Consider the following 26,090-nt stretch of genomic DNA (forward strand, 5'->3'; position numbering starts at 1 on the left):
GTGCCCGCGGTCAGGAAGCACGGCCGCGCTGGCGCGGACCGCGCGGTGCCGCTGCTCGTCAACGCCAGAGTGGGGTTCGCGCTCAGGCCGCCGGGGGGATCGGAGTGCCTGGGCAGGTGGTGTTGGAGGTTTTGCCGGTGTCGAAGAACTCGACCGCTTTCGAGGCGCACGGCAGGATTGACAGTGAGCCGTGCATGTCGTCCTCGACGGTGAGGAGCGAGCCGCCGATGTGGGCGCGCATGTCGTGGGCCCACGGTAGTGGTGTGACTGATTCGTAGGCGTGACCCACGAGTTGTAGTGGGCTCTTGCCCGGCTTGAAGTGCCACGTGGTGGCGGGTAATGGCCAGCCGGCGCAGTAGCCGTCGTAGGAGCCGTGGCTGCCGGCGACCGGGAGTTCGGCGGACAGCGCGAGGTGGTTGCGCCAGTGCGCTTCGAAGTCGCGGGGGCCGCTTGATTCGTTGCAGATCACCGCGTTCTGCTGGTCCGGGTTGAACGCGGGGTTCGGATCGTCCCAGCCGAAGCCGGTGCGGGTGGACACGACCACACTAGGCACCTCGCCGCCGGAGCGGAGCTTCACCAACTGCCGGGCCGACTCCGGCCATTTGCGGCGGGCTCCGAGGAGCAGGCTGTCGACCGTGTTCAGGTCGGTGGCCTTCGCCCGCAGGTCCAGCAGCGCGTTGGTGACCGCCTCCTTCGTGGCGCCGAAGTGGTAGACGTGGTCGTTGCCTGCCACCCAGCCGGTGAAGTCATGGAAAGAGTTCTCCAGCGCCGTCATCTGGTCGTGGTCGACCGCGGTGAGGTCGAAAGTGGATGTCACGACCGAGTCGAGCAGCATCGCGGCGACGTGCTCGTCGAACAGCGTGCGGTATTGGGCGCCCAGCGCGGTGCCCCAGGAAATCCCGTAGTAGCCGATCTTTTCCTCGCCGAGAGCCTGGCGGATCCGGTCCATGTCGCGGGCGACGTTCGCGGTGGTCAGATTTGCCGTGAACTCCGGGTCCCGTGCCACACAGTCCTGGTAGTGCCGGGCGTCGCGTTCGGACTCGAAGCGGGCTTTTTCCTTGTCGGACAGGGAAGGATTCGGCTGTGTGTTGTCCTGCGGGCAGGACAGCCCGGCGCTGTAGCCGACTCCGCGCGGGGCGAAACCGACGATGTCGTGGTGCACGCCCAGTCCCGCGGCCTTCGAGGCCAGCAGTTCCCGCGGCATGCTCATGCCGTACGCGCCGGGGCCGCCCGGGTTGACCAGGATGACCCCGTCCCGGCTGCCGGTGGCCCTGATCCGGCTCACGGCCAGCTCGAACGTGCGCTCGTCCGGTTTCGTGTAGTCGACCGGCACCGTGATCATGGCGCATTCGGTGCGCTGATCCTCCGCGGGCCAGCCGTCCGCGATGGTTCGGCACGGCTGCCAAGACAGACCGTCCGCAGCCGTTGCCGTTCCCGGCACCAGCTGTACGAGAAGCAGGCCGGCCAGTACCGGTCCGGCGAGTTTCTTGATCGACATGAGGCTCATGGTGGCAGCCCCGCCGGGCCGGGCCGATCGGCCACCCCAGGGCGGCGATCGGTCAATTGCCGAGGCGGCTCCGCTCCGAACCACGGCGGGCGAGCCGATGACGCACCCGGTCGCCGCGTATCGACCGCGTCCACGCATGATGCGCTCTTTCTTCGTGGTGGTTGCGTGGTGTCAGGCGGCGGTGTAGCCGCCGTCGGCGGCGACGACCGCGCCGGTGATGAACCCGGACCGGGGCGAGGCCAGGAAACCGATCACCTCGGCGATCTCCTCGGGCTGCGCGACACGGCCCAAGGGGTGGGCGTCGCCGAAGGAGCGCAGATACTCCCGGCTGTCCGCGCGGAAGTTGTCGAGCATGTCGGTCTCGATCACACCGGGGGCGACGACGTTGGCTCGGATGCCGTGCGGGCCGCCCTCCAGCGCGAGCACCTTGGTCAACTGCGCCAGTGCCCCCTTCGACGCGCTGTAGGCGGCCGCATCGGCGAGGCCGACTGTGCAGGCGAACGAGCCGACGGTGACGATCACACCCCCACCGCGTTCGCTCATCACCCGGAATGCCTCCCTGGCGTGCAGAAACGTTCCGCGGGCATTGATCGACATCAGCTCGTCCCAGTCGGCCGCAGTGGTCGCGATGATCGGCTTGTTCACCGATCGGCCGGCGTTGCTGACCAGGATGTCCATGCCGCCGAACCGGTCGATCGCCGCAGCGACCGACCGCACTGCGACGTCCTCCTGGGACACGTCACCCACCAGCGTGGACACCTGGTCGAAGCGGGCGGCGAGAACGTCTACTTCGGGGCGGAGGTCTGTGGCCAGCACTCGCGCGCCGCGGGCGTGCAGCCAGGCGACCGTGGCCGCGCCAACCCCGCGGGCGGCCCCGGTGACCAACGCGACTTTGCCCTCCAGTTCACGATCGGAGCTCGGCCCGCTCATCGCCGGGCCTGCCCCGGGCGATGAGCGGCGCCGCGTGCTTCGTCGTAGCGCCCGTCGGCGCGTAGTTCCGGCCGGATATGCCCGTCCGCGGTGACCCACGCGATGGCCACGTCGATATCGCTTGTCATACCGACCATCGTCGGCAACGAAGACAGGCGATGGCAGGACGTGTGGTAGCTGGGTGTGCGGCACCCTCCCGGCCGGCCGGCCGGCGTCGTGCGGGTGGTGGCCGGGAGATCGGGGCTGGTGGGGCGAGAACAGGTTGACATTCACATTAATGGGAATGTTCTGAGATCTGGTCATGATGATGACTGGTGGCCGGTCGGCACTGTTCCGCGTCGGACTCGCTCTGGAGGGGGTCGGCTGGCATCCCGCCGCGTGGCCGGAGTCGTCGATGACCGATCCCGCCGAACTCTTCGGCAGTCGCCATTGGACTGATTGGGGACGTGCGGCCGCGACGGGAGGCATCGACTTCGTGACCCTGGAAGACGGTTTGAGCGCGCAGACCGAGCAGTTCACGGGCGTGCCAGGCGACCCTCGGAAAGTGGTCAGGGGCAGGCTCGATCCGGTGGTGACCGCCGCGATCCTGTTGTCCTCCACCGATATCGGCGAGGTGGTGGTGTCCAGGAACGTGACCCACTCGAATCCCTTCCACGTCGCGACGCAACTGGCGTCGTTGGCCGCGATCGCACCGGGCCGGGTGACTTTCCGGCCCCAGGTGTCGGCTAACGCGGGTGACGCCACCGTGGTCGGCGGCACACCGACTCCCCGGCTCGAGCCCGAGGACGTCCGGGCCCCGGTGCGCATCGCTCATCGCCTCCGGGACCTGTTCCGGGACGCGGAGTCCCAGGTGCGCGCGATTCGGAGCCTGTGGTCGACCTTCCCCCACGAGAGCCTGGGTTCCGGGGACGAATTCTGGCGGTACGGGCCGATCGCACCCCGCGTCCCGGACCATCACCCTGCTGCGGGGCCGCTGAACGTTCCCGTGGCCGTGCCGCCGCGAGTAGCTGCGCTCGCCCACCATGCCCTGGAGCCTTATCGGCTCGCTGCCGCGGTCGCCGACCGGGTCTTTCTCACACCGACCGCCGAGCATCCCGTGCCGGACCTGGTCGCGGCGTTCCGGCAAATCGAGGAGCTGACGCCAGATGCCACTAAGACTGAACTCTATGCGGACATCGCGGTTGTTCTCGGCGACACCGACGACGGCGCGCGGGCCAGGCTCGCTCACCTGAACCATGTCACCGGCGCGGTCTGGTCGACCGACACCGGCATCTTCACCGGCACCGCGGCCGGGCTCGCGGAAGTCGTGACCGGCTGGCGCGATCAGGACGGGATCGCCGGTGTCCGCCTTCGGCCGGCGGTCCTCGACGAGGACGGGCAACGGATCATCCGCGACCTCGCCCCGTTGATAGCAGCCCCGTGAGCTAATGGCTGCAGCGACCTGGACCTGCCTCAGTACGCCGGCAACAGCGTGACAGGGGTGGCCTGCCACGTGATCGGGCTGGTCGGTGTTGTATCGCGGCCGGCTACAGCTGGTAAGCAACGTCCATGCGTGATGGCGGGGATCTCGTGCTGAATCTGTCGGACGACGCGCGCCTGGGTGCGCTGACCGCCAGCCTGCTGCCCCGAAGCGGATGACGACGAGGATGCCGTTTCCGGGACGAACCTAGAAACGCTGCCGCGGATCGGCCCGTCGGGTCAGGACTCGGCCTCGCCTTGCCGGCGCCGGTCGGTTTCGGCGGTTTCGGCGAGCAGGGTTGCCCCTTGGTCGGTGAGAGTGTGCTGGACAGCTTCGGCGATACGTCGCGTGGAGATGAGGCCTGCTTCGCGGAGCACGCTCGCGTGCCGGCTGGCGGAGGCTACTGATGTGTTGGCTCGCCGGGCCAGTTCGGAGGTGGTGGCTCCGGTGCTGACGTTGGCCAGTACGGCCGCTCTGGTCGGGCCGAGAAGCGCGGCCAGGGATCGCTTCGCTTGCGGCGGGGCGCTCATTGCGTACCGCTTGAGGTCTTGCTGCATGGCGTAGGCAAGTGTCGGGGGCGCGTCGGGGACTTCGGAGAGCACGGGTTTGCCACGGTAGAAGACGGTGGGAACCAGCACCAGTCCTCGACCGTCCAGATGGAGGTCGCGGTCGGTGTGCGAGTCCACATCGAGGATGGGCGGATTCCAGCGCATCGCGGGGCCGAGAGAGGCGAAGAGCCCGTCTACCCCCTTGAGCAGCATCGCGCGGCCCAGGACACCGCGTTCGATGGCGGCGAGGGCCAGCAGTTGGCTCCACGCCGGCACGAGGGCGACCTCGTGGTAGACGCGTAGTGCGTCGGCGACTTGAGTGAGGATTCCGGTGTCACCATCGGCCAGGTCTTGAGCCCAGGTCGGCAGCGGCTGAGATTCGGCAAGAAGCCCCAGCTCCGTACCCAACTGGCGGCGGGAAGTGGTCAGCACCCTCTCGATCCCGTCGTCCCAGCTGCGTGGGGCCTCCGCCGGGCTCAGGAAACTGAGAAGGTGGCCCGACGCTGGTACCAGTGTCTTGAGCAGGGTTTTCACCCCGGGTGGCGTCGTCGGCGCTGCCAGCTTGGACCGGGTCCGGCGCTGCCAGCAGTCGAACAACAGAATCGTGTTGCGTTGTTGCATGAGCCGCAGGCTGAGGACGGTCTCCCAGAGCGGATCGGACATCTCCGCGACCCGTGTGCGGGCCAGGTCAGCCATCGTGAAATGAATCCGCAGCATCACATCTCCCCAGGTGTGCACCGGCCAATCCATGATCAACTATCTACCAACAGCCTGCCGGTCGGAGACGCGGCGCGCATCCCCCATGAGATGCAAGTTCCCGGACCAAAGGGACGTTGTGGGGTGCGGGTGGCTGTGCCGGGCTACTTCGCGCCCGCATCGGTTGGGCTCCTCCCTCCTGAGGAGGAGGTTTTCATCCACGTGCAAAGGCACTGGTGCCAAGGGCAGATTCAGCTCAAGGTTCTTTCGCCGGGCAGATCGAACGACGGCGGAGTTCGACGGATTCATCGGATTCATCCATACCTTCACCTCAATAGTGGTGAGGCGGAACAGGGGGTAAATGCAGGTGTCACGACTACGTCCGCGAGGAAAATGGATTGCCGGTTTAGTTGCCACAGTCTTGACGACGGGTGCGTTGTCCTGTGTATCGGCCAGTGCCGTCAGTGGAGGTCCCGCCGCGGAAGGTGCTTACCGATTCGTCGCCAAGTTGGACTTCGGTACCGCAAATCGAAGTTGCAGTGGCGCGCTCATCGATCCGCAATGGGTGATCACCGCGAGTGCTTGCTTCGGTGCGGACCCCGAAACAGGGCGAGGTCTCCAGACAGGGCCGCCCAGCCAGCCCACCACGGCCACGTTCGGGCGTACTGGCGCGAGCGGCCAGGACGGCCCGGTGCTGAACGTCGTCACGGTGGTGGCTCATCCCGAGCGCGACCTCGCGCTCGTCAGGCTGGAGGAACCGGTCGCCGACATCGCGCCCTTGGCGATCGGTGTTTCGGCGCCGCGTCAAGACGAAGTGCTGACGACTGCCGGTTTCGGGCGGACGGCGACCGAGTGGTTGCCGTATCGGGTGCATACCGCACAGTTCTCCGTGACGTCGGTCGAGGCCGCCACAGTGGGTATTGTCGGCACCACGCCGCAGGCCAGTATCTGCAAGGGTGACGCGGGAGGCCCGGCCTTCCGTACGAACGGCAGCGTTTCGGTCGAGTTGGTAGCCCTGCACAGCGCCTCGTGGCAGGCGGGTTGCAAGGGCGAGATCGAGAGCCGCAAGGGTGCCACTGAAACCAGGGTCGACGACCTCGGAGTTTGGATCCAGCGGCAGATCGTTCAGAACAGCTCGGATCTCGGCCCCGGAACCGGGCCCGCGGCGACGATGTTCCAGAACAAGTTGATGTTCTTCGGCCGAAACACCAGCAACGTCTTGCAGCGCTGGTCGATCAAGAACGGTGAGGCCCACCGGCAGGAGTCCTGGGGCGGCTCTGTCGTGGGCAAACCGGCCGCAGTGGTGTTCAAGGACCACGTCACCGTGTTCGCCAGGGGCGCCGACGGCACCTTGCAGCACTGGTGGACCGGGCCCGATGGCGTCCTCGGTGGACACGACACCTGGGGTGGCGGGCTGGGAGGCGATCCAACGGTTCTGGTATCCAACGGTTTCCTCACGGTGTTCGCCAGGGGTGCCGACGGCACCTTGCAGCATTGGTGGCTGCGGGAAAACGAGACCAGTTCTCACCGGGACCACTGGGGTGGCGGCGTAGCCGGAGATCCGGCCGCAGTGGTTTTCAACGACGCCATCACCGTCTTCGCCCGGGGCACCGATGGCACCCTGCAGCACTGGTGGCTCGGCAAGAACGAGACCAGCGCTCATCGGGACCACTGGGGCGGCGGAGTCGCCGGCAACCCCACGACCGCGGTCTTTAACGACGCCATCACCGTCTTCGCCCGGGGCACCGACGGCACCCTGCAGCACTGGTGGCTCGGCAAGAACGAGACCAGCGCTCATCGGGACCACTGGGGCGGCGGAGTCGCCGGCAACCCCAGCACGGCGGCCACGGGAGATGAACTCACCGTCTTCGCCCGGGGCACCGATGGCACTTTGCAGCATTGGTGGCTGGGCAGGAACGAGATCAGCGCACATCGGGACCACTGGGGCGGCGGAGTGACCGGTAACCCCACCGCGACCCGCTTCACCGACGGCAACGTGAACATCCTGACGGTATTCGCCCGTGGTGCCGGGAACAGCTTGCAGCACTGGTGGTTTTCCCCGGCGGATGGAGTCCACCGCGATCAGTGGGGAACAAGTTTCCTCAGTTGACCCAAGAGGTCGACCAGAACTTCATCGGACTGAATACGGAGAAACGAGAAGAATATGCGACTTTCCCCTCGCTTGCTGATCGTCGGCCTGGTCGGCGGCGCTACCTTGCTGGCAGGCACCCTTGCCGCGGAATCCGCCGAAAATGTCCATGCCGATACGCCACCCAGTGTCGTTGAAACCTACGACCATCCTGGCGCGAGCGTGATATTCGCCAATCGCGGCATTGTTGTCGGCAGAGGCGATGGCCATATCGAGCTCGCCGATTGCCCCAGTGACACGAGCACGGATCAGGATTACATCCTGGTCAAAGGGCGAAGTGCCACCGGGCTGGTAAAAGCCTGTTTCCGGGTAACCGGCGCCAGTGGCCGTCTGAGCATGGAATTGCCAAAAGTCTTCTACATCGAGGCCGACAGAAACCATCGTGTCAATGCCACGCTCAACACCAAGGGTGCGATCGAGAATGTCGATATTCCCAAGGGGGACGGAAAGTCGGTCGGTGAGGGCACCGGGCCCGCCAATGGCCCGTCCACGCTTCTGGAACTCACGGCCTTGCCATGAGCCGAGCGCGAACCAAGTGTTTGAAGGGATACGAACGCATGAGAAGAAAGTCAGGCAGGGTGAGCAGAATGCGCGCGACCGTTGTGGTCGCCGCGACGGCTCTGATCGCGGGAATGACCGGTGTGCCGCTTGCCGCGGCGGATCCGCCGCCGGTGAATGAGCGTCAGCTTGTGGTGGACATGCTGAAAAGCGGAGGGCCCGGGACGATGCTCGCCGCGGAGGCCGCGTTGCTGGATTCCGATGCGGCATTGGGCGAATTCTTGCGTACCGGGCAGCACATTGCCCGCGAACAGGACAATCAGGTGCGGCTGGCCCAGATCATGCACACCGGTGGACCCGCGACGCGAGAGGCGGTCAGAGCCGCGTTCCGTGGTTCCGCGGACGGGGTGCGGGTATTCCTGGAATCGGGTTGGCGACCACCCTTCGAGCAGGACCAGCAGGTGGAGGTCACGCAGACCATGCACACCGGCGGGCCTGCGGTGCGGGAGGCGGCCCAGGCCGCGCTGCGTGGGTCCGCCAAGGATGTGTGGGATTTCCTGGTCACCAAACGATACGTCTTGCGGGCTGAGGACAACGAGGTACTGGCGACGCAGCTCATGGCCGTGGGTGGGGCCGCGGTGAAGCAGGCCGCCCGGTCCGCGCTGGCCGGTTCGGCCGAGGATGTCGAGGATTTCCTTCGCAAGGGGCAGTACCTGGCTCGGGCACGGGATGAGGAACGGGCCAGCGTCGCCGGATTGGCGGGCCAGGCGAAGGAAGCGGGCCAGCGGGCCGCCACCGAGACCGAGGCGGCGAAGGAAGCATCCGCCCGTGCCGTGGAGGCTTCTCGACTGGCCAAGGAGGCGGCGGAACGCGCCGCGAGCGAGACCGTGCAGGCCGGCGCCGATGCGGCGAAGGCCACTGCGGCGGCAGGCCGGGCAGCGGACGCCGCCTTGCGTGCGGCCGAAGCGACCCAGACCGCGATAGCGGCGGCCAACGCCGCCACCGCAGCTGCTCGCGGAGCGGCGAACGCCGCGGCCAAGGCGGCCTCCGCAGCTTCCGCGGCCGCGCAGGCCGCCGCCCGCGCCCGTAAGGCCGCGGCCGCCGCGGTCGGCGATGCCAAACAGGCCGAGGCGGCGGGCGCGGCAGCTGTCGACGCTCACAATGTCGCGTTGGCGACGAAGGACGCCGCCAACGCGATGCTCGCGATGGGCCCCGTGCTGCAGGAGGCCCGAACGGCCCTGCGGGCGGTCCTCAGCGCTCGTGGGCATTCCAGTGCCGCGGCTGCCGCGGCACTGGTGGCCGGTAACCAGTCCCATGCCGCAGGAGCGCAAGCCGAGCGCGCGAAGCAGGCCGCTGCCACCGCGAGGCGGCAGGCGGCGGAAGCTGACTCCGCGGCGAATGCCGCCGACGCGTACGCCTCGGAATCGGCTCAGGCCGCGACCGAGGCGTACGAGGCGGCGACCGGTGCGGCCGCGCATGCCGAAGCCGCGTCCATCGCGGCCCGGGAAGCCGCCGAACATGCCGGTCAGTCGGCTGACGCGGCGAGGGAAGCCACCGCTCATGCCGAAGCAGCACAGCAGGCGGCTGACGCCGCCGTGGCGGCGGCCAATCGGGCGAGCAAGGTCGAAGAAGACGCTCGCAAGTCGGACGCCGCACGGTTGAGCAGGGAGACATCCCAGGGGATCGCCGACGCGGAGATGGCGAAAACCAAGTACGAGGCGGGAAAGTCCACGCTCGCGTGGGAGGCCACCGAAGCCGCCAGACTGGACGCGGACACGCGACGACTGCTCGCCGAGGCGACGGCGCCGGGCGCCACTACCGAGGTCATCGTGGGCAATGGGCGCAAGGTCGCGATCAGGTCGATGCGCACAGGTGGCCCCTGGGCGCAGGCGGTGGCCGAAGCGGCACTCGTCGGCGGTGAATTCGACGTACGCGCGTTCGTGTCCAGCCAGCGTCAACTGGCCGCCGAACAGGACGACCGCACCCGGGTGGGCCACATCGCGGACAACACCGACCGACCCGAACAGCGGAAATCGGCCGAAGCGCTGATGTTCGGGCCTTATGCCGGAGTTCAGGAGTTCCTGCGTACTCGGCATTATCCTGGCAAGGAGGCAGATGATCAGGTTCTGATCGCCCAGCTCATGAACTCGGGCGGCCCCGCGGTAAAGGAAGCGGGCAGGACAGCGTTGAACGGAACGCCCCAGCAGGTTCAAGACTTCCTTGAGCGTGGTCAGTTCGTTGCTGCCGAGCAGGACGATCAGGTCCAGGCCACCCAGTTTGTCAGTGCGGGCGGTGAAGTGAACGCCGCTGCACGGATCGCGTTGGCAGGGCCCCCGGACGTCGTGCGGGACTTCCTTCGGGTCGGTGTGCATCAAGCCAAGAAACGTGATCTCGAGACCGCGAGTCATGTCGCGGAGGTCCGTGGGTATGTCGCCGAGGCGGCACAGTCGGCTGCCACTGCTCGGCAGAACGCCGCCGAAGCGGGCAGGGTCGCGGCCATCGCCCGGAACGCGGCCGCAGAGGCGGAGGAGTACGCCAGGCGAGCCAGTGAATCGGCCAACGAGGCCAACGGTTATGCCGATCAAGCCCGCCAGTCCGCTGACCAGGCTCAGGAATCCGCGAACCAGGCCGCCCAATCGGCCAAGTCGGCCCGCGAAGCCGCCCAAGCCGCTCAGAGCCAGTCGGCGGCCGCCGCCCATTCCGCCGCACGGGCCAACTCCTCCGCGGCCCAAGCCCGTCGCTCCGCGTCCTCGGCGTCAGCCTCGGCCGCGCAAGCCAGGGCAGCGGCCATCGCGGCGGGGCAGAGCGCGGACAAGGCGGCCGCAGCGCTGGTCGGAGCCATGGAACACATGCTGAACCTGCAGAAGCAGGAGGAAGAGGCAAGGCGCAAGAAGGCTGCGGAACAACCGCCCGGGCAGCCGGTCGAACGCAAACCATGGGCGCTCGATCAGGAAAACATCGAGATGGAGCTGGCCGAGAAATACCACTATCAGCCAAAAGAGTTCGAGAAGATGATATCCATCTACGGACTTCCGCAGGCTGTTCGGTGGGAAGCACTCATGGAACTCGAAAACAGGCTGTGTGCCAAATTTCCCGGCAACTGTGAGGAAATCAACCTGCAAATGGCGGACCGCGGCCTGTGGCTGGTATCGTCCAATGGGCCGATGGCGGGCAAAAAAGAGCTTCTGGAGGCAATGCGCGACGGCCTTAACTGGGTCATGGCCAGCAAGCGCAGCAAAGACATACTCAACGACAATTTGAGCGAAACTGCGAAAAGGAGAATGAAGGAGGATCGCAGCCTGACCCGGGACTTCCTTCGTACCGCCCTTCAGCTGGAAGTGGAAAAGTACATGAAAACCAAGTTTGGTGACCGGTTCAGGCTCGACGGAGGACTGGTCTACGACAGTGTGACCAAGAGTAGCGCGGAAGTGACCTGGCAAGGCCTGGTTCCGTCGATGTTGCCTGGCGGTAGGAATATCTATCAGACCCTGTATGTCGCTTACCAGCCTGTCGGTCTCAGATAGAAGTGAAGTAGCATCGGTCTCCGCTTCCTTCGGTCGGTTGGAGGAGGCAGGCGTCCGCGGATGCGTCGGTGCTGACCTCCTCGAAGTGCCGGTGGACGGTCGCCTGAATTTCGCCGTGCTCCGCGGGGAACCGTCCGATCAGGGCGAGGACCAGCTTCTTGAGGTTTTCGTCGGTGGGCGGAAGGTGGGACGGATCTTCCGGTATGGCAACTCCACATGTTCGGGAGACGACACTGAGACGGCGCACGGCGACCACAGGATGCGGAAGCTGGTTGAGGTGATCAGGCACACGAACCGTCCCATGTGCGACAGTTTGAAGTGGTCGCTTCCAGCCTGTGTTGCAGGGCTGGTCTCAATCACGACGTGCTGACTTGAGGGCGGCCGGGACCCGGCCGCCCTCAAGCCTGATGAGGCAGTGTTCGTTCGCGCGATGTCCTCCCTTACCGGGGTGTGGAGATGCCTTGGCCGATGCCGCCGTCGATGGTGAGTCTGGCGCCGGTGGTGAAGGTCGCGTCGAAGGCGAGGAACAGTACGGCCGTGGCGATTTCCTCGACGGTGCCGTGTCGCTTCATCGGGGTAGCCGTGTCTCCCATTTCCTTCAACGCGTCCCGGTCGTCGTCGGTCATGCCGGTGATGCCCATGGTCGGGGTGTCGATGAAGCCGGGGCTGATCACGTTCACCCTGATGTTCCGCGGCAGGAGCGCGCTGGCGATCCCTTTCGCGAAGGCCCGGACGGCGGCTTTCGCTCCGGAGTAGACGGTCAGGGTGTCTGTTCCGCCTTCGTCGGCGATGGAGGTGGTGAAGACGATCGAGCCGCCGTCGCGGACGAGGGGAGCGAGCCGCTGGGTGGTGAAGAACGCGCCTTTGGTGTTGGTGTCGAAGCTTTGGTCGTAGGACGCTTCGGTTACTTGGTCGAAGGGTTCGAGCTTGGCGAGTCCGATGTTGACGAACACGAAGTCGATCTGGCCGAGTCCGGCTTCGACGAGGTCACCGAGCGCGTGGATGTCGGCCATGCTGGTGGCGTCGGATCGGACCACATGTGCGGCGGAGGACGTGAGTTCGGTGCGCGCCGTTTCGATGTTCTTCTCGTTGCGGCCGGTCAGCACGACTTCCGCGCCGCCGTCGAGGAGTGCTTTGACGACCGCGAGCCCCATGCCGTGCGTTCCGCCCGCGATGACGGCTTTCCTGCCCGAGTATTTGTTCAAGGTCTACTCCGTGGGTTTCTTGATCAGGTCGACCATGCCGGCGAGGTCGCGGTCGTGGGCGGACTGGCCGATGAGGTCTCGCAGGGGGATGGCCAGGTGGGAGAGCAAGGCTTTGTCGACGTTCTGGGCGTTGCTGGCCGTGACTGTGTTGACGATGGCCACCGCCTGCATGTCCGGTGGGGAAACGGATTCCTCGACCGCCTGCGTGCTGGTGCCGTTTCCCTGGGCGAGCAGGGGCAGAGCGACGGTCGTCGCGGTCAGCCAGGGAGCCAGCAGGGACGCGGCGAACTCCGCGAGATCGGCTTTCTCCGTGCCGACGAGGGCGAGTGCGTGGCTCGCCCCCGCGAACTGGCCGTACATCGCGCTGAGCAAGGCCAGGTCGTAGAGCGACGCCAGGCCCGGGTCGGCGCCCACGCGCGCGATCTCCCCGTCATCGCAGCGACGTAGCGTGCGGTGCGGAAGTGCCGCTCGCTGAACTCCGCCACCCACCAGCCGGGCTCCAGCCGCCCGAGAACGTCGGTGTGCCGCCAGCCGAGGTCGTCGGGAGTCTCGTCGACCGATCCGGTGCGGCGAACGAGATCGTGGGCGTAGTACCCGTTCTTGGTGGCGAGGCCGTGCCATACGTCGAAGTACCTGGCCTCGGCGGTCTCCCGTCCGCGGATGGTCCGTTCCAGATCGTCGCGGCCGACCGGCAGCACGACCCTGTCGCGCGGCTCCTTCCCCTGCACCCACGCACCCTCGTGCAGGTAGGTCTCCCATTCGCCGTCGCCGCTCGAGGGGCAGCGGATCAGCGCGTGCGCGCGGCCGATGTCCGCGACGTCGTCCAGCTTCTCGAACTCCGCGAAGTAGTGGTGACCGTCCACCTGCCCGGCTCGCCGCCGTGCCGCCAGCAGAGCGACGATGCCCGCGAGGCCGTCCCGTTCGAAGGGCGCCAGCGACAACGCGTAACGGTGTTCCGGCAGCAACTCGTCGACCACGGCGTACGCCGAGCGCAGGTCGACCAACTTCTGCTCGTCGTGAGAGCCGATGCTGCGGTAGAGGCCCTTGGCGTTGCCGACATCGGACATGGCGCGTTGGTCTTCGAACAACTGGAGATTCGGGAAGCGCCTCTGGTTCACTTCGCGGAGCGCCATCAACGCTGGGATCGCGTCGACTCTCCCTCGACCTGATTCGATACTCCGAGTCTCGCGGAATAGGTAACATTTTCTACCTGTCCGAAGAAATTATCGTCAGGGTTCGCCCCGTTGGCTCTCCAGGATGCCAGATATGTGGCCAGGTTATCGAGCCGGAGGTCCAAATCCTGCTTTTCGGGGTCGCGCCACCGTGTGTGACTCGAGTGTGTGATGAATTGTTCGAGCACCTCGCTGACTCGTACCAGCTCTTTGCGGTATTCTGCCGCCAGACCGTGATCTGCTCGAGCCTCTGTCGGTGGTGTTGAGTGTGCGCGCACTATCGTGGCGCACGCACGAATACGGCAGAGCATGACACCGCAGTCGTAGTAGCGGGCACCGTTCCTGCCGACTGCCTCACGTGTCGCTCCGAGCAGGTGTTCGAGGGTTCTCCTTATATGCTTTCTGCGCATCACCCACGCCATGAAAGACTCTTTGGTGGGGAGGGCTTCTCTAGTGGGCAGACTGTCCAGTGTACGCTCGAAGAGCTCGATCAGAGACGACTCGAGGTTGATTTCACGAAGTCGCCCAACCACCCAGGATCCCCTGGTCTTCAGGTGTGCGACTACATTATCTGGGAGTCCCTGAGTAATATCCACCTGCGAGTCGGCGTAGATGCAGTAGATTTCTTCCAGCTCGTAGCCCAAGCGCAGCTGCCAATGTAGCCGAGACGCTGCGGCTTCCGCGATTTCGACAGCCAGGCTCAGTTCGGTGAGGAACGCCGGATCCGTCACAGACAACTCCCGGTACAAACGCATCGCCTGCTCACTGGCGGCTACGGCAGCGTCCAGGTCGGCGCCTGACATCGCGCGTACGGCCGCGAATGTGCGCAGGCCGCGCGCCAGGGAGGGCCGGTGCTCACCTGCGTACGAATCGGTCAGCTCCTGACACAGCTCAACCGATCGTTGTGAAGGAACGTGAGCGTCGGTGTATCGACCGGCCTCCAGCAGTCGCGCCACCTGATTGTGGACGACGACCGCCAACTCGCTCAGGTACGTTGGCCGATCGGTGGTCACCAGTTCCTCGAACAGCTCACAAGCGCGCTCGGTACACGTCAACGCCTCTTCGCGTTGTCCAGAGGTCGCCAGCCTGTTGCCATGATTGGCCAGCGCCCGCGCCAGCCCGGGCAGGCAGGTGAGGGGGTGGGCCGCGGCCAGTTCCTCATACATTCGCAGGGCGCGTTCCGACTCGACCGATGCTTCGGCGTGCCTGCCGCGTTCGGCCAGACGGATCGCGTGATTGCTCAGCGATTCCGCAAGGTGGGCATCGGCCGCGGCGGGCTTCGCGTCTGCCAAGGTCGCTCGCAGCACGACCACGCGTTCGGACACCGTGAACGATTCGGCGCGTCGGCCGGAGTCGGCCAGCCAGACCGCGTGATTGTGTAGCCACGTCGCCAACTCCTGCTGTTGCGACGGGTCACTGGCCTCGTTCAGTTCCTCCCGTAACGTGAGCGCGCGCTGGGAAAATGTCAAGGCCACAGCGGGTTGCCCGGCTCTGCCCAGCCGCAGAGCGTGTTTGTACAGCATTCCGGCCAGTGCGAGCTGACGGACCGGTCCTTCCGCATCGAAGGCTGGCTCCTCGCTAAGCTGGATCGCCTGCTCAGAACAGCTCAGGGCCTCCTCGTGGCGGCCGTACCGATCGAGCAGCGCCGCGTGGTTGTGCATCGCGACCGCCCACCCGGGCACATGCGCGACCCGGTTGCCTGCACACAGCTCCTTTTGCAAGTCGAGTGCGCGCTCCGAGCAGGCCAGGGCCTCGTCGTGGCGGTCATTTTCGGCCAGCCGTGTGGCGTGATTGGTGATCGCCTTGGCAAAGGCGGTCAGGTGCGCCGCTCGCTCTGCCGCCGCCAACTCTTCGAAGGCCTGGACCGCTCGATCGGAACATTCCAAGGCCTCGCCGGACCGGCCGGCTTCCGCCAGCCGTATCGCCAGGTTGACCAGTGAGGTGCCCAAGTACGGTAGATACATCGCCCGGTTGGCTGTCACCAGCTCCTCACGCAGTGCCACGGCGCGTTCGCTGCAGGCCAGCGCCTCGGTCTGCCGGCCGTGCTCGGCCAACCGGACGGCGTGATTGTGTATCGATACCGCCAACCCGGGCAAGTGGGCCGCGCGGTCAGCCGCGGCGAGCGTTTCGCGAACCTCCAGTGCACGCTGGGACAAGGTGATCGCCTCGGCCCGAAATCCGGCCTGGCCGAGAAGACTGGCGTGGTTGGCCAAGGCGGTGGCCAAGGAATCACGGTGACGCGCGGGATCAGTCACGTGCAATTGTTCATATAGTGCGACCGCTCGCCGGGAGACGTCCAGAGCCTCAGCACGTCTTCCCACCTCGACGAGCTGCAACGCGTGGTTGGTCACAGCGGTGGCAAGATCGGAAAGCCTTTCGCCGGGGCGGTTTTCCGCCAGCCCCTCATACAGCCCCACGGCGCGTTCGGTGTGGACCACGGCTTCGGCAAAGCGCCCTAGTTCAGCCAGGTTGGACGCGTGGGTGCCGACTGAGCGCGCCAGTGTCGCCAGGTGCGTGGCGCGGTCGGCGGCGGCCAATCGTTCGCTGATACCGACGGCATTCCGGGAGTGCTCGAGCGCTTCGGCCGGCCGGCCGGCCGAAGCGAGCCGGTCGCTGACTTCCAGATGTAGGTCCGCCCGGTCGACGGGGTCGTCGACAAGCGGAAACACGCGAGCGGCGAGAGCGCTGACGATTTCCGCGGCGCCGACGTCCAGGTTGGTGTTCCGACCATCAGGCAGCACCTGCTCCACCGCGCCGAGGACCTCCACAGGAACGTCCTCGATCCCGGCGATGGCGGTCAGCGCACCGCTACCGGCCGCGACCGCAATGTTCGGCTGCGCTTTGAGCAACGGATACAGCACTTTCGTGCCGACGTGAGGCCACCGATCGGTGGCCGAGGCGAGGAAGGTCACCGCGCGGGCCGCGACACTCAAGCGTTGCCCGGTGCTGGCGACGGCCGACTGGCCGGGCTCACTCGACCTCCAGCGGCCAGGATCGCCGGAGTTGGTGTCGTTGTCCGTGAGTGCGGCGACGATGCCCCCGACCGCCGTGTTCACGAGCGCGGTGAAGTCGAGGAGCAACCGGCCGGGCACGGTCGTGGCCCAAGGATCAGGCTCGTAGGAGCTGATGTCGTGGCCAGGTGTGAGCAGGGAAAGGAAGTCTTCGGCGAGCCGGTCGGGCAGCAACGGTTCCAGGACGTTGGCCTGTGCCGGGTCGGTAGGTGGATAGCAGCGGGCGTGGTCGGTGAGAACCCGCTCGGTGGGTTCGCCCGGCATGAGTTCGTTCAGGACGCTTTGGGCTGCCTGCAGGTGTGTGGAGCCGGTAAGGATCGCGGTGAACACGGTTCGGGCCATCACCGTGTCGGAAGTGCGGAAGTCGAGACCGGCCTCGGCGTTCTCATACAGCTGCCGCCAATTCTCGTGCTCCCGGTTCAACAAGTAGGCGGTCAAGCCGGCCATGTCGGCAGGGGCGGTGCGGCCATGGGCTTCAGCGTCCACGGCGACCAGCGCGGCCATCTGCACCGCCAGCGTCAGCCCGAAGTCCGGATGGCGAAGTGGTCCGGGCGGCGCGATGGCGTCCGGCCGGGTGACCTCCGGATAGCGCTGGGCGAAGCAGTCCCGTGCTGTGGTGAACATGTCGTCGCGGTGCCCGCCGACATCGGGTAGTGGAGGCAGCTTCTGAGCGGAGGTGTCGATGCCCTGCTGGAGCTTGTGAAGTTTTCCCTGGATCGCCGGCCAACCGCCGGCAGAGCGGGCCAGCAACAGAACCCGTGTCGGCACGGACTGGTGCAGGAGCCGGTTCTGAAACAACCAGCTCAGATCCGACACGGGCCATCGATCGGCGTAGTCGACCAGCAGCAGCACCCCGGCGTGCCTGTCCGGCCGCAAGTCCTGGCTGCCCGCCGCCGGTGGGTGGGTGTCCGTCCGGTGCGAGGCGCGCACGGCCATCCATCCGACCCGCTGGGCGTCGGCCGCGAGTTGCGCGGCGAGGCGCGTCTTGCCCTGGCCGCCTTCGCCGTGTAACCACCGCACCGCGAACCGCGGGCGAGCGTCACGCCAAGTGGTCAGCTCATTCAGTTCCGCGTCACGGCCGGTGAAGTCGACGACCTCGGCACGGGCGTCCAGCAACCGGCTGGGCTGTGCCCGCAGCCACTGCGGGTCCAGGCTGGTCGCCTGGCGATGTTCGAACAGTAGGTACAGCGGGCTTCCGTCACCGAATACGTGGATGTCTGCGCCGAGAGCGCCGTAGGCGTAGCCACCTTCGGCCCGCACTTCCTGATTGAGCGATTTTGGCAGCGGGGGTCCATCATCGATCCCGGTCACTGTGGCGTTCCGATGCCGCCGACCGCATCACCCGGTGCGGACGGCACTTGTTTGCCGGCATGGTGATGGTGGGTGACGTTGCCGAACATCGCGCCAGAGGCGATGGAACCTTGGCCGGCCGCGGTGATGTGCTGCACCGCGGGGAGCTGGGATGGCTCCTGTTCGGTCCGATGGTCAGAGACCGGCACCGAGGTCGCCAGATGCGCGGCATCGGGTGGATACGGGTGATCCGGCAGGCAGATCCAGCACACCGCAGTAGTCTCTTTCACCAAGACCCGCATCGGCCGATACGTCGCGGGAGCTGCGTCCCGGCTGTGCCGGACCACCTCTTCGAAGAACCATTCGGAGGCGACCAAGGCGAGTAGGCCCGGCGACTCGGCGAGGGCGGTCTTCAGAGGGCGGGCATCCAGCAGCCGGAAGGCCAGATTTATCGATGCCGCGGTGACGCCATGCTTGTCGTAGTTGACCTCTCCAGCGTGCAAGGCCATCCGCACCCGGATCCGTTCCTCGTCCGGGTGCGTGGCGTTGTGTTCGCGCAACGCCCTGGTCAGCGCATGTGGCACGGTGTCCACGAACGGCGCCTTGGGTATTGCGGCGGGGGCCAGGATGAACACCCCATCGCCACGGTCCTCATGGTGGCAGTCCGCCCATGGCACGCCCGCCATCGCGAATGCTTGCTCTACGGCCAGGTACAACCCTTCACGGACACCGAGCTGGTGCTGATTGGTCCGTCGCTTGTCCCCGAACCCCTCCACATCCACCACGATGATCGTGTGATGCACCGCCGACTTCGTTCCGTTCACACGACCCCCTGTCAGCCGGGCCACCCCGCTGCTGCGGCCAGTTGTACCGGCCGACGGCCGGACGCGGTGGGTCAAATGACACATAGATCTCCGGACGGCAGCGACACCACTCGACCGGGCGAATCGATGGACACCCACGGGGCGAATAGTTGCCTCTGCTCTCCCGCACTTGCTGCCGGCTCTTGCCTCGATCGGAGTGTTTCGGCACCAGTGGGCTGGGCGCCGTCCTGCCCGGCGGGCAACCCCCGCGTCGCCGCACTCGGTCGCGCGCTAACGGACGGAAGGAATCACCTCAACGTGGTGTCGTCGCTCGACACAGTCCGGCACGTGCCGGACACAGGGGACGCGGGGTTTCACCGCCTGGTCCCGGAATCACACCGGGCCGGTTCCACCCCTTCGGCGGAACCGGCCGACTATACGGCCGCGCCGTGGAATCGCACCACGAGCCGTTCATAGCCACACTGTCGATCATTTTCGAGGGTTCCACCCGGCGACGAACGTCTCGGCACCCGACGGGATCCAGGTGGTGACCAGTGCGGTGCTGCATCGGCATGCCTCGACCTCGTCGTCGCGAGTGTGCCTGCACCTCTCGCCGCCGACAGCTACCGCCACGTCGAGATCGTCCGCTCTGATCTGCACGGCGACGGCCGCCCGGTATCAGAAGCTCGGCAACGATAGTCCGAACCTTGGAGAACATCCCGTCGAGGTCCTTGTCCGCGCTCGTCCGACGAGTGTCCCGACCGCGGCAGGTCGAGGATTTTGGGCGGCATAGCGCCGACGCCAAAGCGGATCACTTACGCACGATGTGGCGGCGTCGACCCGGCCCGTGGTTCCTCCGCCGATGAGGTCCTGGTTCTGACTGATCATCCTGAGACGTTGATCGAGAGAACGACGTCACGCGCGCCTTTCTCCAGACGAGCGTACTGGCGGCCGCGCAAGCGGATGTCGTTCATTTTCGCCAAGCCCGATCCGGAACATCGGCAGCAGAGGAGAACCGCCGGCTACCTCGGCGAAGTCCTGATCACGCAGCCCGTAGAAGATCAAGCACCTCACTGCCGTCGGTGCCGCAGGACACGTGATCCTGCGGGCCACCCCGCTGTCATGCCGATCCCGGACAGGATTACTGCGGCCAATCGGCTCGTCTCCGCCTTCCGCCACGGTGGGCTCGGCGAAGCCGACCTCGTGGCGATCCAGAAGGAACGGCTCCCCGCGATCGAGAAAGTCCAGGCACAGCAGACGGCCCGTACCCGCCCCGGCTCGACGACGCGGTGCTCGGACCGGCCGGCTGAGGGAAGTCGACGATTCACCAGGACGATCCGAGGTATTTCCCGATCATGTCCTCGGCAAGCTCGCTGGGGCGGGGTCGCCGCGCCCGACCCTGGTGCGAACAGCGGGTTCCGGTCAGGGCGTGAACGTCATGGCCGGCTCGTCGCGGTGACCGGCGCGCCCCGCGTTTCGGAGCCATGTGCGAGCGTCGGAGGGCCGACGGTGAACAACCAAGTCGGAGCCGAGACGGAGGGTGAGCAGCGGGCGAAGGATGGCGTAGGCGGCGGTGTGGAGCGCGAAAGGTACTCCGGCGCGCTGTGCGTCCGCGCACGCGGTCAGGAGTTCCGAGAAGGTGCCCGCGGAACCGAACGTCATCGTGGTGGCGTCGACGAGGATGGCACGGGGCTTGGCGGCGATCGCGTCGGCGAGGCAGGTGCTCAGCGAGGTCTTCTTCGTAGCGTCGAAGTCCCCGCGGAGGGCCACGACCAGTGCGTCATCGCGCCAGATCGTCTGTTCGAAGCCTTTCCGTGGCATCGGGATCCGGGAACTGCGATCGATCCGGGAACTCGACGTGCGCGCGGGACAGTGGCGTGACCCGGTGGGGGACATGGTGACGTCTGCTCCTCGACTCGATCGCTCGTGGCGCTCGCCGGGTGAGGCCGTCGGCGCGACAGAAAGAGGATCATAACCCGGCGTGCTGTACGGCCGGAGCCGATACCAGGTCGAACACCGGCGACCCTTTCGGCGGGCCTGCCGAGCTGACCGCGGCTGGTGACCTCGACGGGTCGAGGTGCCCCCTCACTACGACGATGCTGACGGAAAGTGTTTGGGCGTAACAAAGATTCGGGTAATCGAGAAACGACCCTGGGACGTTCGGCGGTGAGGGTGGGATGTATGGCTGTGGCGAAACGACGTCTGGGCAGAACGACCATGGATGCGAAGTCAGCGCGTCGCATGGCGGTGACTTGGGATCTTTTCGGGGCTGTCTGGCTCATTCTGGGAGTAACCGATGTGGGGCCGATGGACTGGAAGAACTGGGCCAACGTCGGCCTCGGCGCGGTGTTGGTGCTGGGCAGTGGCTACTACTGGGTCATTTTCCTGCGCGGGAACCGGAAGGATCCCTGAGCTGCCGACATGGCGTCGCTGGCGGCGGCGAACAGCGCTGTCGTGATGACGAGCACGGCGCGCAGGCCGAGGGTGACCTGGCGGGATGGGAGGCCGAACCGGGCCCACTGGGCGGGCGAAACGCTCCACCGGGCCGTCCCCACATAGGGCTCGTGCAATGAGCGAGTATGCGTTTCGACCGTCTTGCCGTACCGCGTTATGGTCGATGCCGCGCCGATGCCGTCTCGTCGCCATCACCCCACGCGTACTGCTGCCGCTGAACAAGCCTGGACCACGAGGAGCATTTCCCATGACAGTGACCCGTTCCGACTCGGTGGAACTTGTCGCGGTGGACAATGACGTGCTTGACGACCTGGTCAGGGTCGCGGTCGAGGATGCGTCGGCCGACGACGTGACGCCGCCGCTGACGGCGGACGGTTCGTGGAGCGACGAGCGGATCGCTTGGCTGCGCGCCTACCATCAGGACCGTCGAGCTGGCCTGGCCGGACACTGCCGGGAACGTACCTGGGCTGTTCGTGCCGAAGGAATGATCGTGGGGGCGGTGCGCCTCGCAGCCGGTCCCACCGGCGATGCGGCCGCGGAACTGGGGATCTGGCTCGCACGCTCCACGCGGGGTCGCGGCGTCGGCGCCGCGGCGGTGCGGCTGCTGGTCGACGAGGCGTCGGCGGCCGGTGTGGCGACGCTGAGTGCGTCGACCCGTGAGTCCAATCAAGCAGCCCTGCGGATCCTGCGGTCCGTCGGCTTCACCACCGACCGGCCCGGTCCGGACGGAGCGGTCGAGGCGCGACGCGGACCGTTGCAGAGCGATCCCGCCTGACAAAGGCACGTCTTCATTCGATCTGCAGTGTGTGCGCGATCTGACTCAGCCCTACGACCGGCCCGCCCTCACATTCTCCTGTCGTGTCGGCGGGGATTCGTCGGGTCTTCCTGTCCCGAGCTAGGTGACGTCGCCGTCAGGATCGAGAAGGAGGGGACGCGGTGCGCACGTGGCCGTTCCCGGCACGCTCAGCACTGACGAACGGTGTCGTACCGAGGACCTCGCCCACACAGATCGCCGGATCCGGGTCGCTCTCGACACCCCCGATGCGGACTTCATGTAGGTGAAGGCCGCAGGCCCGGAACTGATCCGCTACTGGGAGCACGCACCCACCTGCGGCAAAGTATGTGGCGTCGAAGGCGGGCCGGGCGCTACGCAGGTCGAACAGGAAGGACGAGCCACAGAGCTGATCGTGAGGTCATGCTCGGTGCCGGGGCATGGTGTCGTCGGGCCGCGGCCGGTGGCGCGTGATGCCCGGCGCGAAGATGTCGAGTCTTTGTTAGCCACGTGATGAGGGGCGTCGCGAGTGTGGGCAACCAGGTAATGGCGCGGTGGTGACAGACGTCGATGCGGCGCCTGTCAGAACCGGGTATCGAATCCAGGATTGAATGTTACATTGCCTACGCGGGATGTCACTTATGTGGGGAGGATGTGCTGTGGGTTTCGAGGTCGATGTCGCGGATATCAGCAATGCGGCGGGAAAGCTCGCCGCGGGGAAGCAGCCGACGCTCACCGCTGGGGGTGCGCCGAACGTCGGCGGCACCCACCGTGCTGCCGGTTACGCGGGGGACTACGACGTGTGGTTGCTGACCCGTCAGGAAGACCTGAAGGCGGCGCAACTCCAGGTGGTTAGCCTGGTTGACGCCATTCGTGCTGCCGCCAAGAGTTACGAGGGGACCGACTCCGCCGCGCGTGACACCTTCTTGAAGGCATTGGACAGCGGCCTCGAAGGGATTGACCGGTGAGCTCGGTCTTCGACAAGATCCGCCATGTCGCCGACCAGGTGGAAAAAGGCAGCACGACCGACCTGGACGATCGGGCCCGAGCCTGCCGTGCCACCAAAGAAGCCGTTCTGGACGCCAAGGTGCTGGTCGAGGCGGTCCGGGTTCAGCTGGCCGAGTGCTGGCGCGGCGGGGCCGGCGAGTCGGCGCTCACGTCGCTGACGGACTTCAAGAAGAACCGCGACGACCAGGCGCAGGATCTCGAGGAGTCCGCAATGTCGTTCGAGGTGGTCCGCGACGCGCTGTCCAAAGCGCAAGGCGACGCTCGCAGTCACCGTGCGGACGCCGAAGCGCTGGAGAAACAGCTGGACGGCGTCTGGAATGACCTCTCGCGTGGTGAGGGCAACATCGTCTCCGCGTGGGCGGAGGACAAGGTGATCAAGGCGCGGGCTGTCGTCGTGCTCGCGGACCTGGAGCGGATCGTCCTCGGCTACGACGCGGTCCTTCTCGCCGAGGGTCTCAAGCTCCGGACCAAGACCGGCCAGGTGTGGGAGCTGGCGGGGTCGGAAAAGCGGAACCTCGCCGAGATCGCCGCGATCATGCTGCGTGAGATCCCGGGCATAGCCGAGCTGGTGAAGAACGATCCGAGGCTCAAGGTCGCCCTGGCGACCGGAAACTGGGAACTGCTGCTCCAGAACCGCGAGATCGCGCAGAAGATCTACGACTATCTCGGCTTCAGATACGTCGCGGACGGCGACTACTACACCACCGGTGAACACTCGATGCAGAGCTTCCTGGGCTGGCACGACTTCTACGACAAGCTGGAGAAGCTCATCGGCGCTGACCTCGACGCGACCGGTGACGATGGTGACAATATGGAATTCACCGACCCGAAGACCGGCAAGCAGTACCGGCTCGAACTGTGGAAGGGCAGCTACGGGTTCGGTGGCGCGTTCGGCGGCGAAGTCGGGTTCTACACCCGTGAACCGGGCTCGTCGGACCCTGCGGGCTACTTCGACGCCGCCCAAGGCGACGACCAGATCAAAGTGAGCCAGACGATCTACAACAAGACGACCGACGAGGTCTACTTCACCAACGACGGCCACGGCGCCGACGGCAGCGACAAGAAGCACTTCTGGAACCTGGGGATCCGCACCGATCCTGACGTCGATCCAAGCCAGCTGGCCCAGCGCGCCACGATCGAGGTGCGGGACATCGGCCTGCGCGATCAGCTCTATGACGAGATGACCCGGTGGGCTGAAGCGCACCGCGATCAGAACCTCATCGTCACGAAGACGACCGACGACCCACCTGCCCTGAGCTACACCTGGGAGAAGTGAGCCACGTTCAGGTCGAGGGCTCCGTCTTGAACTCCCACGGCACGTCGTCGTTGCTGCCTCGTCGCCGGTTCTCGGTGTCGCGCAGTCCGGCGAACACGCCGTCGACGTCAAGCAGACCGGCGACCTCGTCGGCAATGTGCTGGCCGTGCCGCGTTTCGATCTCTTCGAGTCCTTCGCGCAGAGCGCCGGTCGCGGCGGTTCTTGCCGTGGCCCGCAGCGTGCGAGCCAGCTCCTCCGGGTCACTCATGAACCCACTCTAGTCGGTGCACGTCGCACCGGTCGACGTCAGTTCCGGGTTCGTGGTGACGACCACCGGAAAGGTGACGTGACGCAGACGGACGTAGTGGTGCCAGGTCTCGGCCGCAGAACGCGCGGACTACGAGGATCTCCTCGCCTGCGTTCCTCCGGTGCGCGCAGGCCGCCGCCCGCTACGACGCGCTGCATGGGTTACCCGCTCCATCGCCGCCCAATCAACGAGCGCCCCGGTGGCGCGGTCTCGCCACCGGGGCTGTGTCGGGGAGGGTGTGTCAGCTGGTTACGGGTGTGATGCCGAGATCGGCGACTGCGGTTCCGAACTGCTGCCACAGCAGGATTGGGCCGTTGATTTGCCCGCCGGTGATGGTGCCTTTGGCGACGACCCGGTCGGTGCCGTCCAGGCTGAACACCGGTCCGCCGCTGTCTCCGGGGCGACCGGCGATCGCACCGGTCCTGTGTCTGGACTGGACGAGTCCTGAGTAGCACTCGTAGTTGCCATACGGGTCATAGCCGCACAGAACCTTGCCGAATGCTTCGACGACGTGCCCGCAGATCGCCCCGCTGACCGCTCCGGAACTGCACAGTTCCTCGCCGCCGATGACCCATGCCCAGCCGGAGACGCCCTTGGAGAACTCGCCGGTGCCGACGCCGCCGTCGTAGATCCGGCCACCCGCGTCCGTGGCGATGAGCAGCAGATCGTGCTCAACGTGCTCGTGGGTAGCGTTGCCGACGAACCGGCTGCGGTCGCCGTTCTCCCAGCCGCCGCCCGGACGCCCGCAGTGACCGGCGGTCAGCAGGTACCGCTGGCCACCGTTTCGCACTCCGAAGCCCGACGAGCAGCCGGCGGAAACGTCGGTATTGACGATCTCTGCGCCGCCCCAGTAGGGGGGTGCGTCGTTGTGGCGCCCGACGTACGGAGTGAGTCGCTCCCGGTGTGCGATCTGCACCGGTATCGACACCTGTGGCAGATCGAGTGCCGAGGCGGTGGTGGCCCGGTCGACCCCGACGACCAGTCCCTGGCCGTCGGGTGTGATTTCGATGCTGTGCGCGGGCCCGCCGGGTTGGGTACGCAGTTTTCCGGTGATCCGTGCCATGGCGGTTTCCAGTTCGGCCAGGGAATACCGGGCGGCCTTGATGATGACCGGTCCTGTTCGGCGGGCCTGCGCGATCGCGGTCTGCACCGCGTCGGGGACCGGTCCCTTGTAGGACAGTTCGATCGAGGTTCCGCGTAACTCGATGCTGGTGAAGCCGGTGGCGCGGCTGGTGGCGATGGCCTGGCGGACAGTGTTCGCGACAGCCTTGGTCTTGGCTTGCGCGGCCATCCTGTGGCGAACGTCGGGTGGCAGGTAAGAGAACGGCCGATCTTCCACGTTTCCGGGTTTGCCGTGAGTATCGGCGGATATCGCCGCAACCGGTCCGGCTGTGCTGGGAGCGGCCGCAAAAACCCCGCTGATCCCGAGCGTCGCGGTGATCCCCAGCGCCAGCAGGCACTGTCTCTTCTTGGTCATGTGTCGTCCCCTAACGGATGCAATC

General features: G+C 66.4%; 18 protein-coding genes and 1 pseudogene. 7 read left to right on the forward strand and 12 right to left on the reverse strand.

Annotated elements, in window-relative coordinates:
• Positions 1 to 82: 82 nt before the first annotated feature.
• The 3 genes and pseudogenes from ACLJRM_RS20105 to ACLJRM_RS20115 all read right to left on the reverse strand — a co-directional run.
• Entirely contained in the window at positions 83 to 1,498 is a 1,416-nt protein-coding gene (locus tag ACLJRM_RS20105) for an alpha/beta fold hydrolase (protein ID WP_410663934.1), read from the reverse strand.
• Positions 1,499 to 1,678: 180 nt separating this feature from the next.
• Complete coding sequence (locus ACLJRM_RS20110; protein WP_410663935.1) at positions 1,679 to 2,437, reverse strand: SDR family NAD(P)-dependent oxidoreductase; 759 nt, start codon at positions 2,435 to 2,437, stop codon at positions 1,679 to 1,681.
• 29 nt (positions 2,438 to 2,466) lie between these two features.
• Positions 2,467 to 2,565: pseudogene (locus ACLJRM_RS20115) on the reverse strand (Atu4866 domain-containing protein); the annotation flags it as partial.
• A gap of 266 nt (positions 2,566 to 2,831) precedes the next feature.
• On the opposite strand from ACLJRM_RS20115, the gene ACLJRM_RS20120 reads away from it, so the two are divergent.
• The gene (locus tag ACLJRM_RS20120) at positions 2,832 to 3,860 is read left to right on the forward strand and encodes a hypothetical protein (protein ID WP_410663936.1); all 1,029 of its coding nucleotides are present in this window, start codon (positions 2,832 to 2,834) and stop codon (positions 3,858 to 3,860) included.
• 275 nt (positions 3,861 to 4,135) lie between these two features.
• Here ACLJRM_RS20120 and ACLJRM_RS20125 read toward each other — a convergent pair whose 3' ends face one another.
• Positions 4,136 to 5,194 (reverse strand): ArsR/SmtB family transcription factor, encoded by a 1,059-nt coding sequence (locus tag ACLJRM_RS20125; protein WP_410663937.1) that lies wholly within the window; start codon positions 5,192 to 5,194, stop codon positions 4,136 to 4,138.
• A 307-nt stretch (positions 5,195 to 5,501) separates the two neighbouring features.
• Between ACLJRM_RS20125 and ACLJRM_RS20130 the strand changes: the two genes are divergently transcribed.
• The 3 genes from ACLJRM_RS20130 to ACLJRM_RS20140 all read left to right on the forward strand — a co-directional run bounded on the left by ACLJRM_RS20130 (position 5,502) and on the right by ACLJRM_RS20140 (position 11,311).
• Positions 5,502 to 7,250 (forward strand): trypsin-like serine protease, encoded by a 1,749-nt coding sequence (locus ACLJRM_RS20130; RefSeq protein ID WP_410663938.1) that lies wholly within the window; start codon positions 5,502 to 5,504, stop codon positions 7,248 to 7,250.
• Positions 7,251 to 7,322: 72 nt separating this feature from the next.
• Entirely contained in the window at positions 7,323 to 7,808 is a 486-nt protein-coding gene (locus tag ACLJRM_RS20135; protein WP_410663939.1) for a hypothetical protein, read from the forward strand.
• A gap of 68 nt (positions 7,809 to 7,876) precedes the next feature.
• Positions 7,877 to 11,311, forward strand: coding sequence for a chemotaxis protein (locus tag ACLJRM_RS20140; protein WP_410663940.1), 3,435 nt, complete (start codon positions 7,877 to 7,879; stop codon positions 11,309 to 11,311).
• 440 nt (positions 11,312 to 11,751) lie between these two features.
• Here the strand turns inward: ACLJRM_RS20140 and ACLJRM_RS20145 are convergent, their stop codons facing one another.
• The 6 genes from ACLJRM_RS20145 to ACLJRM_RS20170 all read right to left on the reverse strand — a co-directional run bounded on the left by ACLJRM_RS20145 (position 11,752) and on the right by ACLJRM_RS20170 (position 20,613).
• Positions 11,752 to 12,516 (reverse strand): SDR family oxidoreductase, encoded by a 765-nt coding sequence (locus ACLJRM_RS20145; protein WP_410663941.1) that lies wholly within the window; start codon positions 12,514 to 12,516, stop codon positions 11,752 to 11,754.
• Positions 12,517 to 12,519: 3 nt separating this feature from the next.
• Complete coding sequence (locus ACLJRM_RS20150; protein ID WP_410663942.1) at positions 12,520 to 12,876, reverse strand: hypothetical protein; 357 nt, start codon at positions 12,874 to 12,876, stop codon at positions 12,520 to 12,522.
• Positions 12,774 to 13,583, reverse strand: a complete 810-nt coding sequence (locus tag ACLJRM_RS20155) for a hypothetical protein (protein WP_410663943.1) — start codon at positions 13,581 to 13,583, stop codon at positions 12,774 to 12,776. Before ACLJRM_RS20155 ends, ACLJRM_RS20150 begins: the two co-directional genes overlap by 103 nt.
• A 65-nt stretch (positions 13,584 to 13,648) precedes the next feature.
• Complete coding sequence (locus tag ACLJRM_RS20160; protein ID WP_410663944.1) at positions 13,649 to 18,010, reverse strand: hypothetical protein; 4,362 nt, start codon at positions 18,008 to 18,010, stop codon at positions 13,649 to 13,651.
• Positions 18,007 to 18,813 (reverse strand): hypothetical protein, encoded by an 807-nt coding sequence (locus ACLJRM_RS20165; protein WP_410663945.1) that lies wholly within the window; start codon positions 18,811 to 18,813, stop codon positions 18,007 to 18,009. The genes ACLJRM_RS20160 and ACLJRM_RS20165 overlap by 4 nt, the downstream gene beginning before the upstream one ends.
• Positions 18,814 to 20,214: 1,401 nt before the next feature.
• Complete coding sequence (locus tag ACLJRM_RS20170; RefSeq protein ID WP_101608492.1) at positions 20,215 to 20,613, reverse strand: STAS domain-containing protein; 399 nt, start codon at positions 20,611 to 20,613, stop codon at positions 20,215 to 20,217.
• An 880-nt stretch (positions 20,614 to 21,493) separates the two neighbouring features.
• On the opposite strand from ACLJRM_RS20170, the gene ACLJRM_RS20175 reads away from it, so the two are divergent.
• The 3 genes from ACLJRM_RS20175 (at position 21,494) to ACLJRM_RS20185 (ending at position 24,302) form a co-directional block, all read left to right on the forward strand.
• On the forward strand, positions 21,494 to 22,021 hold the full coding sequence (locus ACLJRM_RS20175) for a GNAT family N-acetyltransferase (RefSeq protein ID WP_410663946.1): 528 nt from the start codon (positions 21,494 to 21,496) through the stop codon (positions 22,019 to 22,021).
• A 656-nt stretch (positions 22,022 to 22,677) separates the two neighbouring features.
• Positions 22,678 to 22,986: a hypothetical protein gene (locus tag ACLJRM_RS20180; protein ID WP_410663947.1), complete on the forward strand. Its 309-nt coding sequence runs from the start codon at positions 22,678 to 22,680 to the stop codon at positions 22,984 to 22,986.
• A complete protein-coding gene (locus ACLJRM_RS20185; RefSeq protein WP_410663948.1) occupies positions 22,983 to 24,302 on the forward strand; it encodes a DUF4474 domain-containing protein in 1,320 nt (439 codons plus the stop codon). Before ACLJRM_RS20180 ends, ACLJRM_RS20185 begins: the two co-directional genes overlap by 4 nt.
• Positions 24,303 to 24,309: 7 nt before the next feature.
• On the opposite strand, the gene ACLJRM_RS20190 is transcribed toward ACLJRM_RS20185, so the two are convergent.
• Both ACLJRM_RS20190 and ACLJRM_RS20195 read right to left on the reverse strand, forming a co-directional pair.
• Positions 24,310 to 24,549, reverse strand: a complete 240-nt coding sequence (locus tag ACLJRM_RS20190) for a hypothetical protein (RefSeq protein ID WP_101608488.1) — start codon at positions 24,547 to 24,549, stop codon at positions 24,310 to 24,312.
• Between the two features lie 280 nt (positions 24,550 to 24,829).
• A complete protein-coding gene (locus ACLJRM_RS20195) occupies positions 24,830 to 26,065 on the reverse strand; it encodes a hypothetical protein (RefSeq protein ID WP_410663949.1) in 1,236 nt (411 codons plus the stop codon).
• Positions 26,066 to 26,090: the final 25 nt, after the last annotated feature.

Source organism: Amycolatopsis sp. lyj-84, assembly GCF_046549075.1.
In the GTDB taxonomy this organism is placed as follows: domain Bacteria; phylum Actinomycetota; class Actinomycetes; order Mycobacteriales; family Pseudonocardiaceae; genus Amycolatopsis.

Bases quoted from the DNA above. Each gene is read 5' to 3' on its own strand.
- ACLJRM_RS20175 (WP_410663946.1), top strand. From the start codon at position 21,494: ATGACAGTGACCCGTTCCGACTCGGTGGAACTTGTCGCGGTGGACAAT.
- ACLJRM_RS20140 (WP_410663940.1), top strand. From the start codon at position 7,877: ATGCGCGCGACCGTTGTGGTCGCCGCGACGGCTCTGATCGCGGGAATG.
- ACLJRM_RS20110 (WP_410663935.1), bottom strand. From the start codon at position 2,437: ATGAGCGGGCCGAGCTCCGATCGTGAACTGGAGGGCAAAGTCGCGTTG.
- ACLJRM_RS20105 (WP_410663934.1), bottom strand. From the start codon at position 1,498: ATGTCGATCAAGAAACTCGCCGGACCGGTACTGGCCGGCCTGCTTCTC.
- ACLJRM_RS20195 (WP_410663949.1), bottom strand. From the start codon at position 26,065: ATGACCAAGAAGAGACAGTGCCTGCTGGCGCTGGGGATCACCGCGACG.
- ACLJRM_RS20190 (WP_101608488.1), bottom strand. From the start codon at position 24,549: ATGAGTGACCCGGAGGAGCTGGCTCGCACGCTGCGGGCCACGGCAAGA.
- ACLJRM_RS20125 (WP_410663937.1), bottom strand. From the start codon at position 5,194: ATGGATTGGCCGGTGCACACCTGGGGAGATGTGATGCTGCGGATTCAT.
- ACLJRM_RS20170 (WP_101608492.1), bottom strand. From the start codon at position 20,613: ATGCCACGGAAAGGCTTCGAACAGACGATCTGGCGCGATGACGCACTG.
- ACLJRM_RS20130 (WP_410663938.1), top strand. From the start codon at position 5,502: ATGCAGGTGTCACGACTACGTCCGCGAGGAAAATGGATTGCCGGTTTA.
- ACLJRM_RS20120 (WP_410663936.1), top strand. From the start codon at position 2,832: ATGACCGATCCCGCCGAACTCTTCGGCAGTCGCCATTGGACTGATTGG.
- ACLJRM_RS20150 (WP_410663942.1), bottom strand. From the start codon at position 12,876: ATGTACGGCCAGTTCGCGGGGGCGAGCCACGCACTCGCCCTCGTCGGC.
- ACLJRM_RS20155 (WP_410663943.1), bottom strand. From the start codon at position 13,583: ATGTCCGATGTCGGCAACGCCAAGGGCCTCTACCGCAGCATCGGCTCT.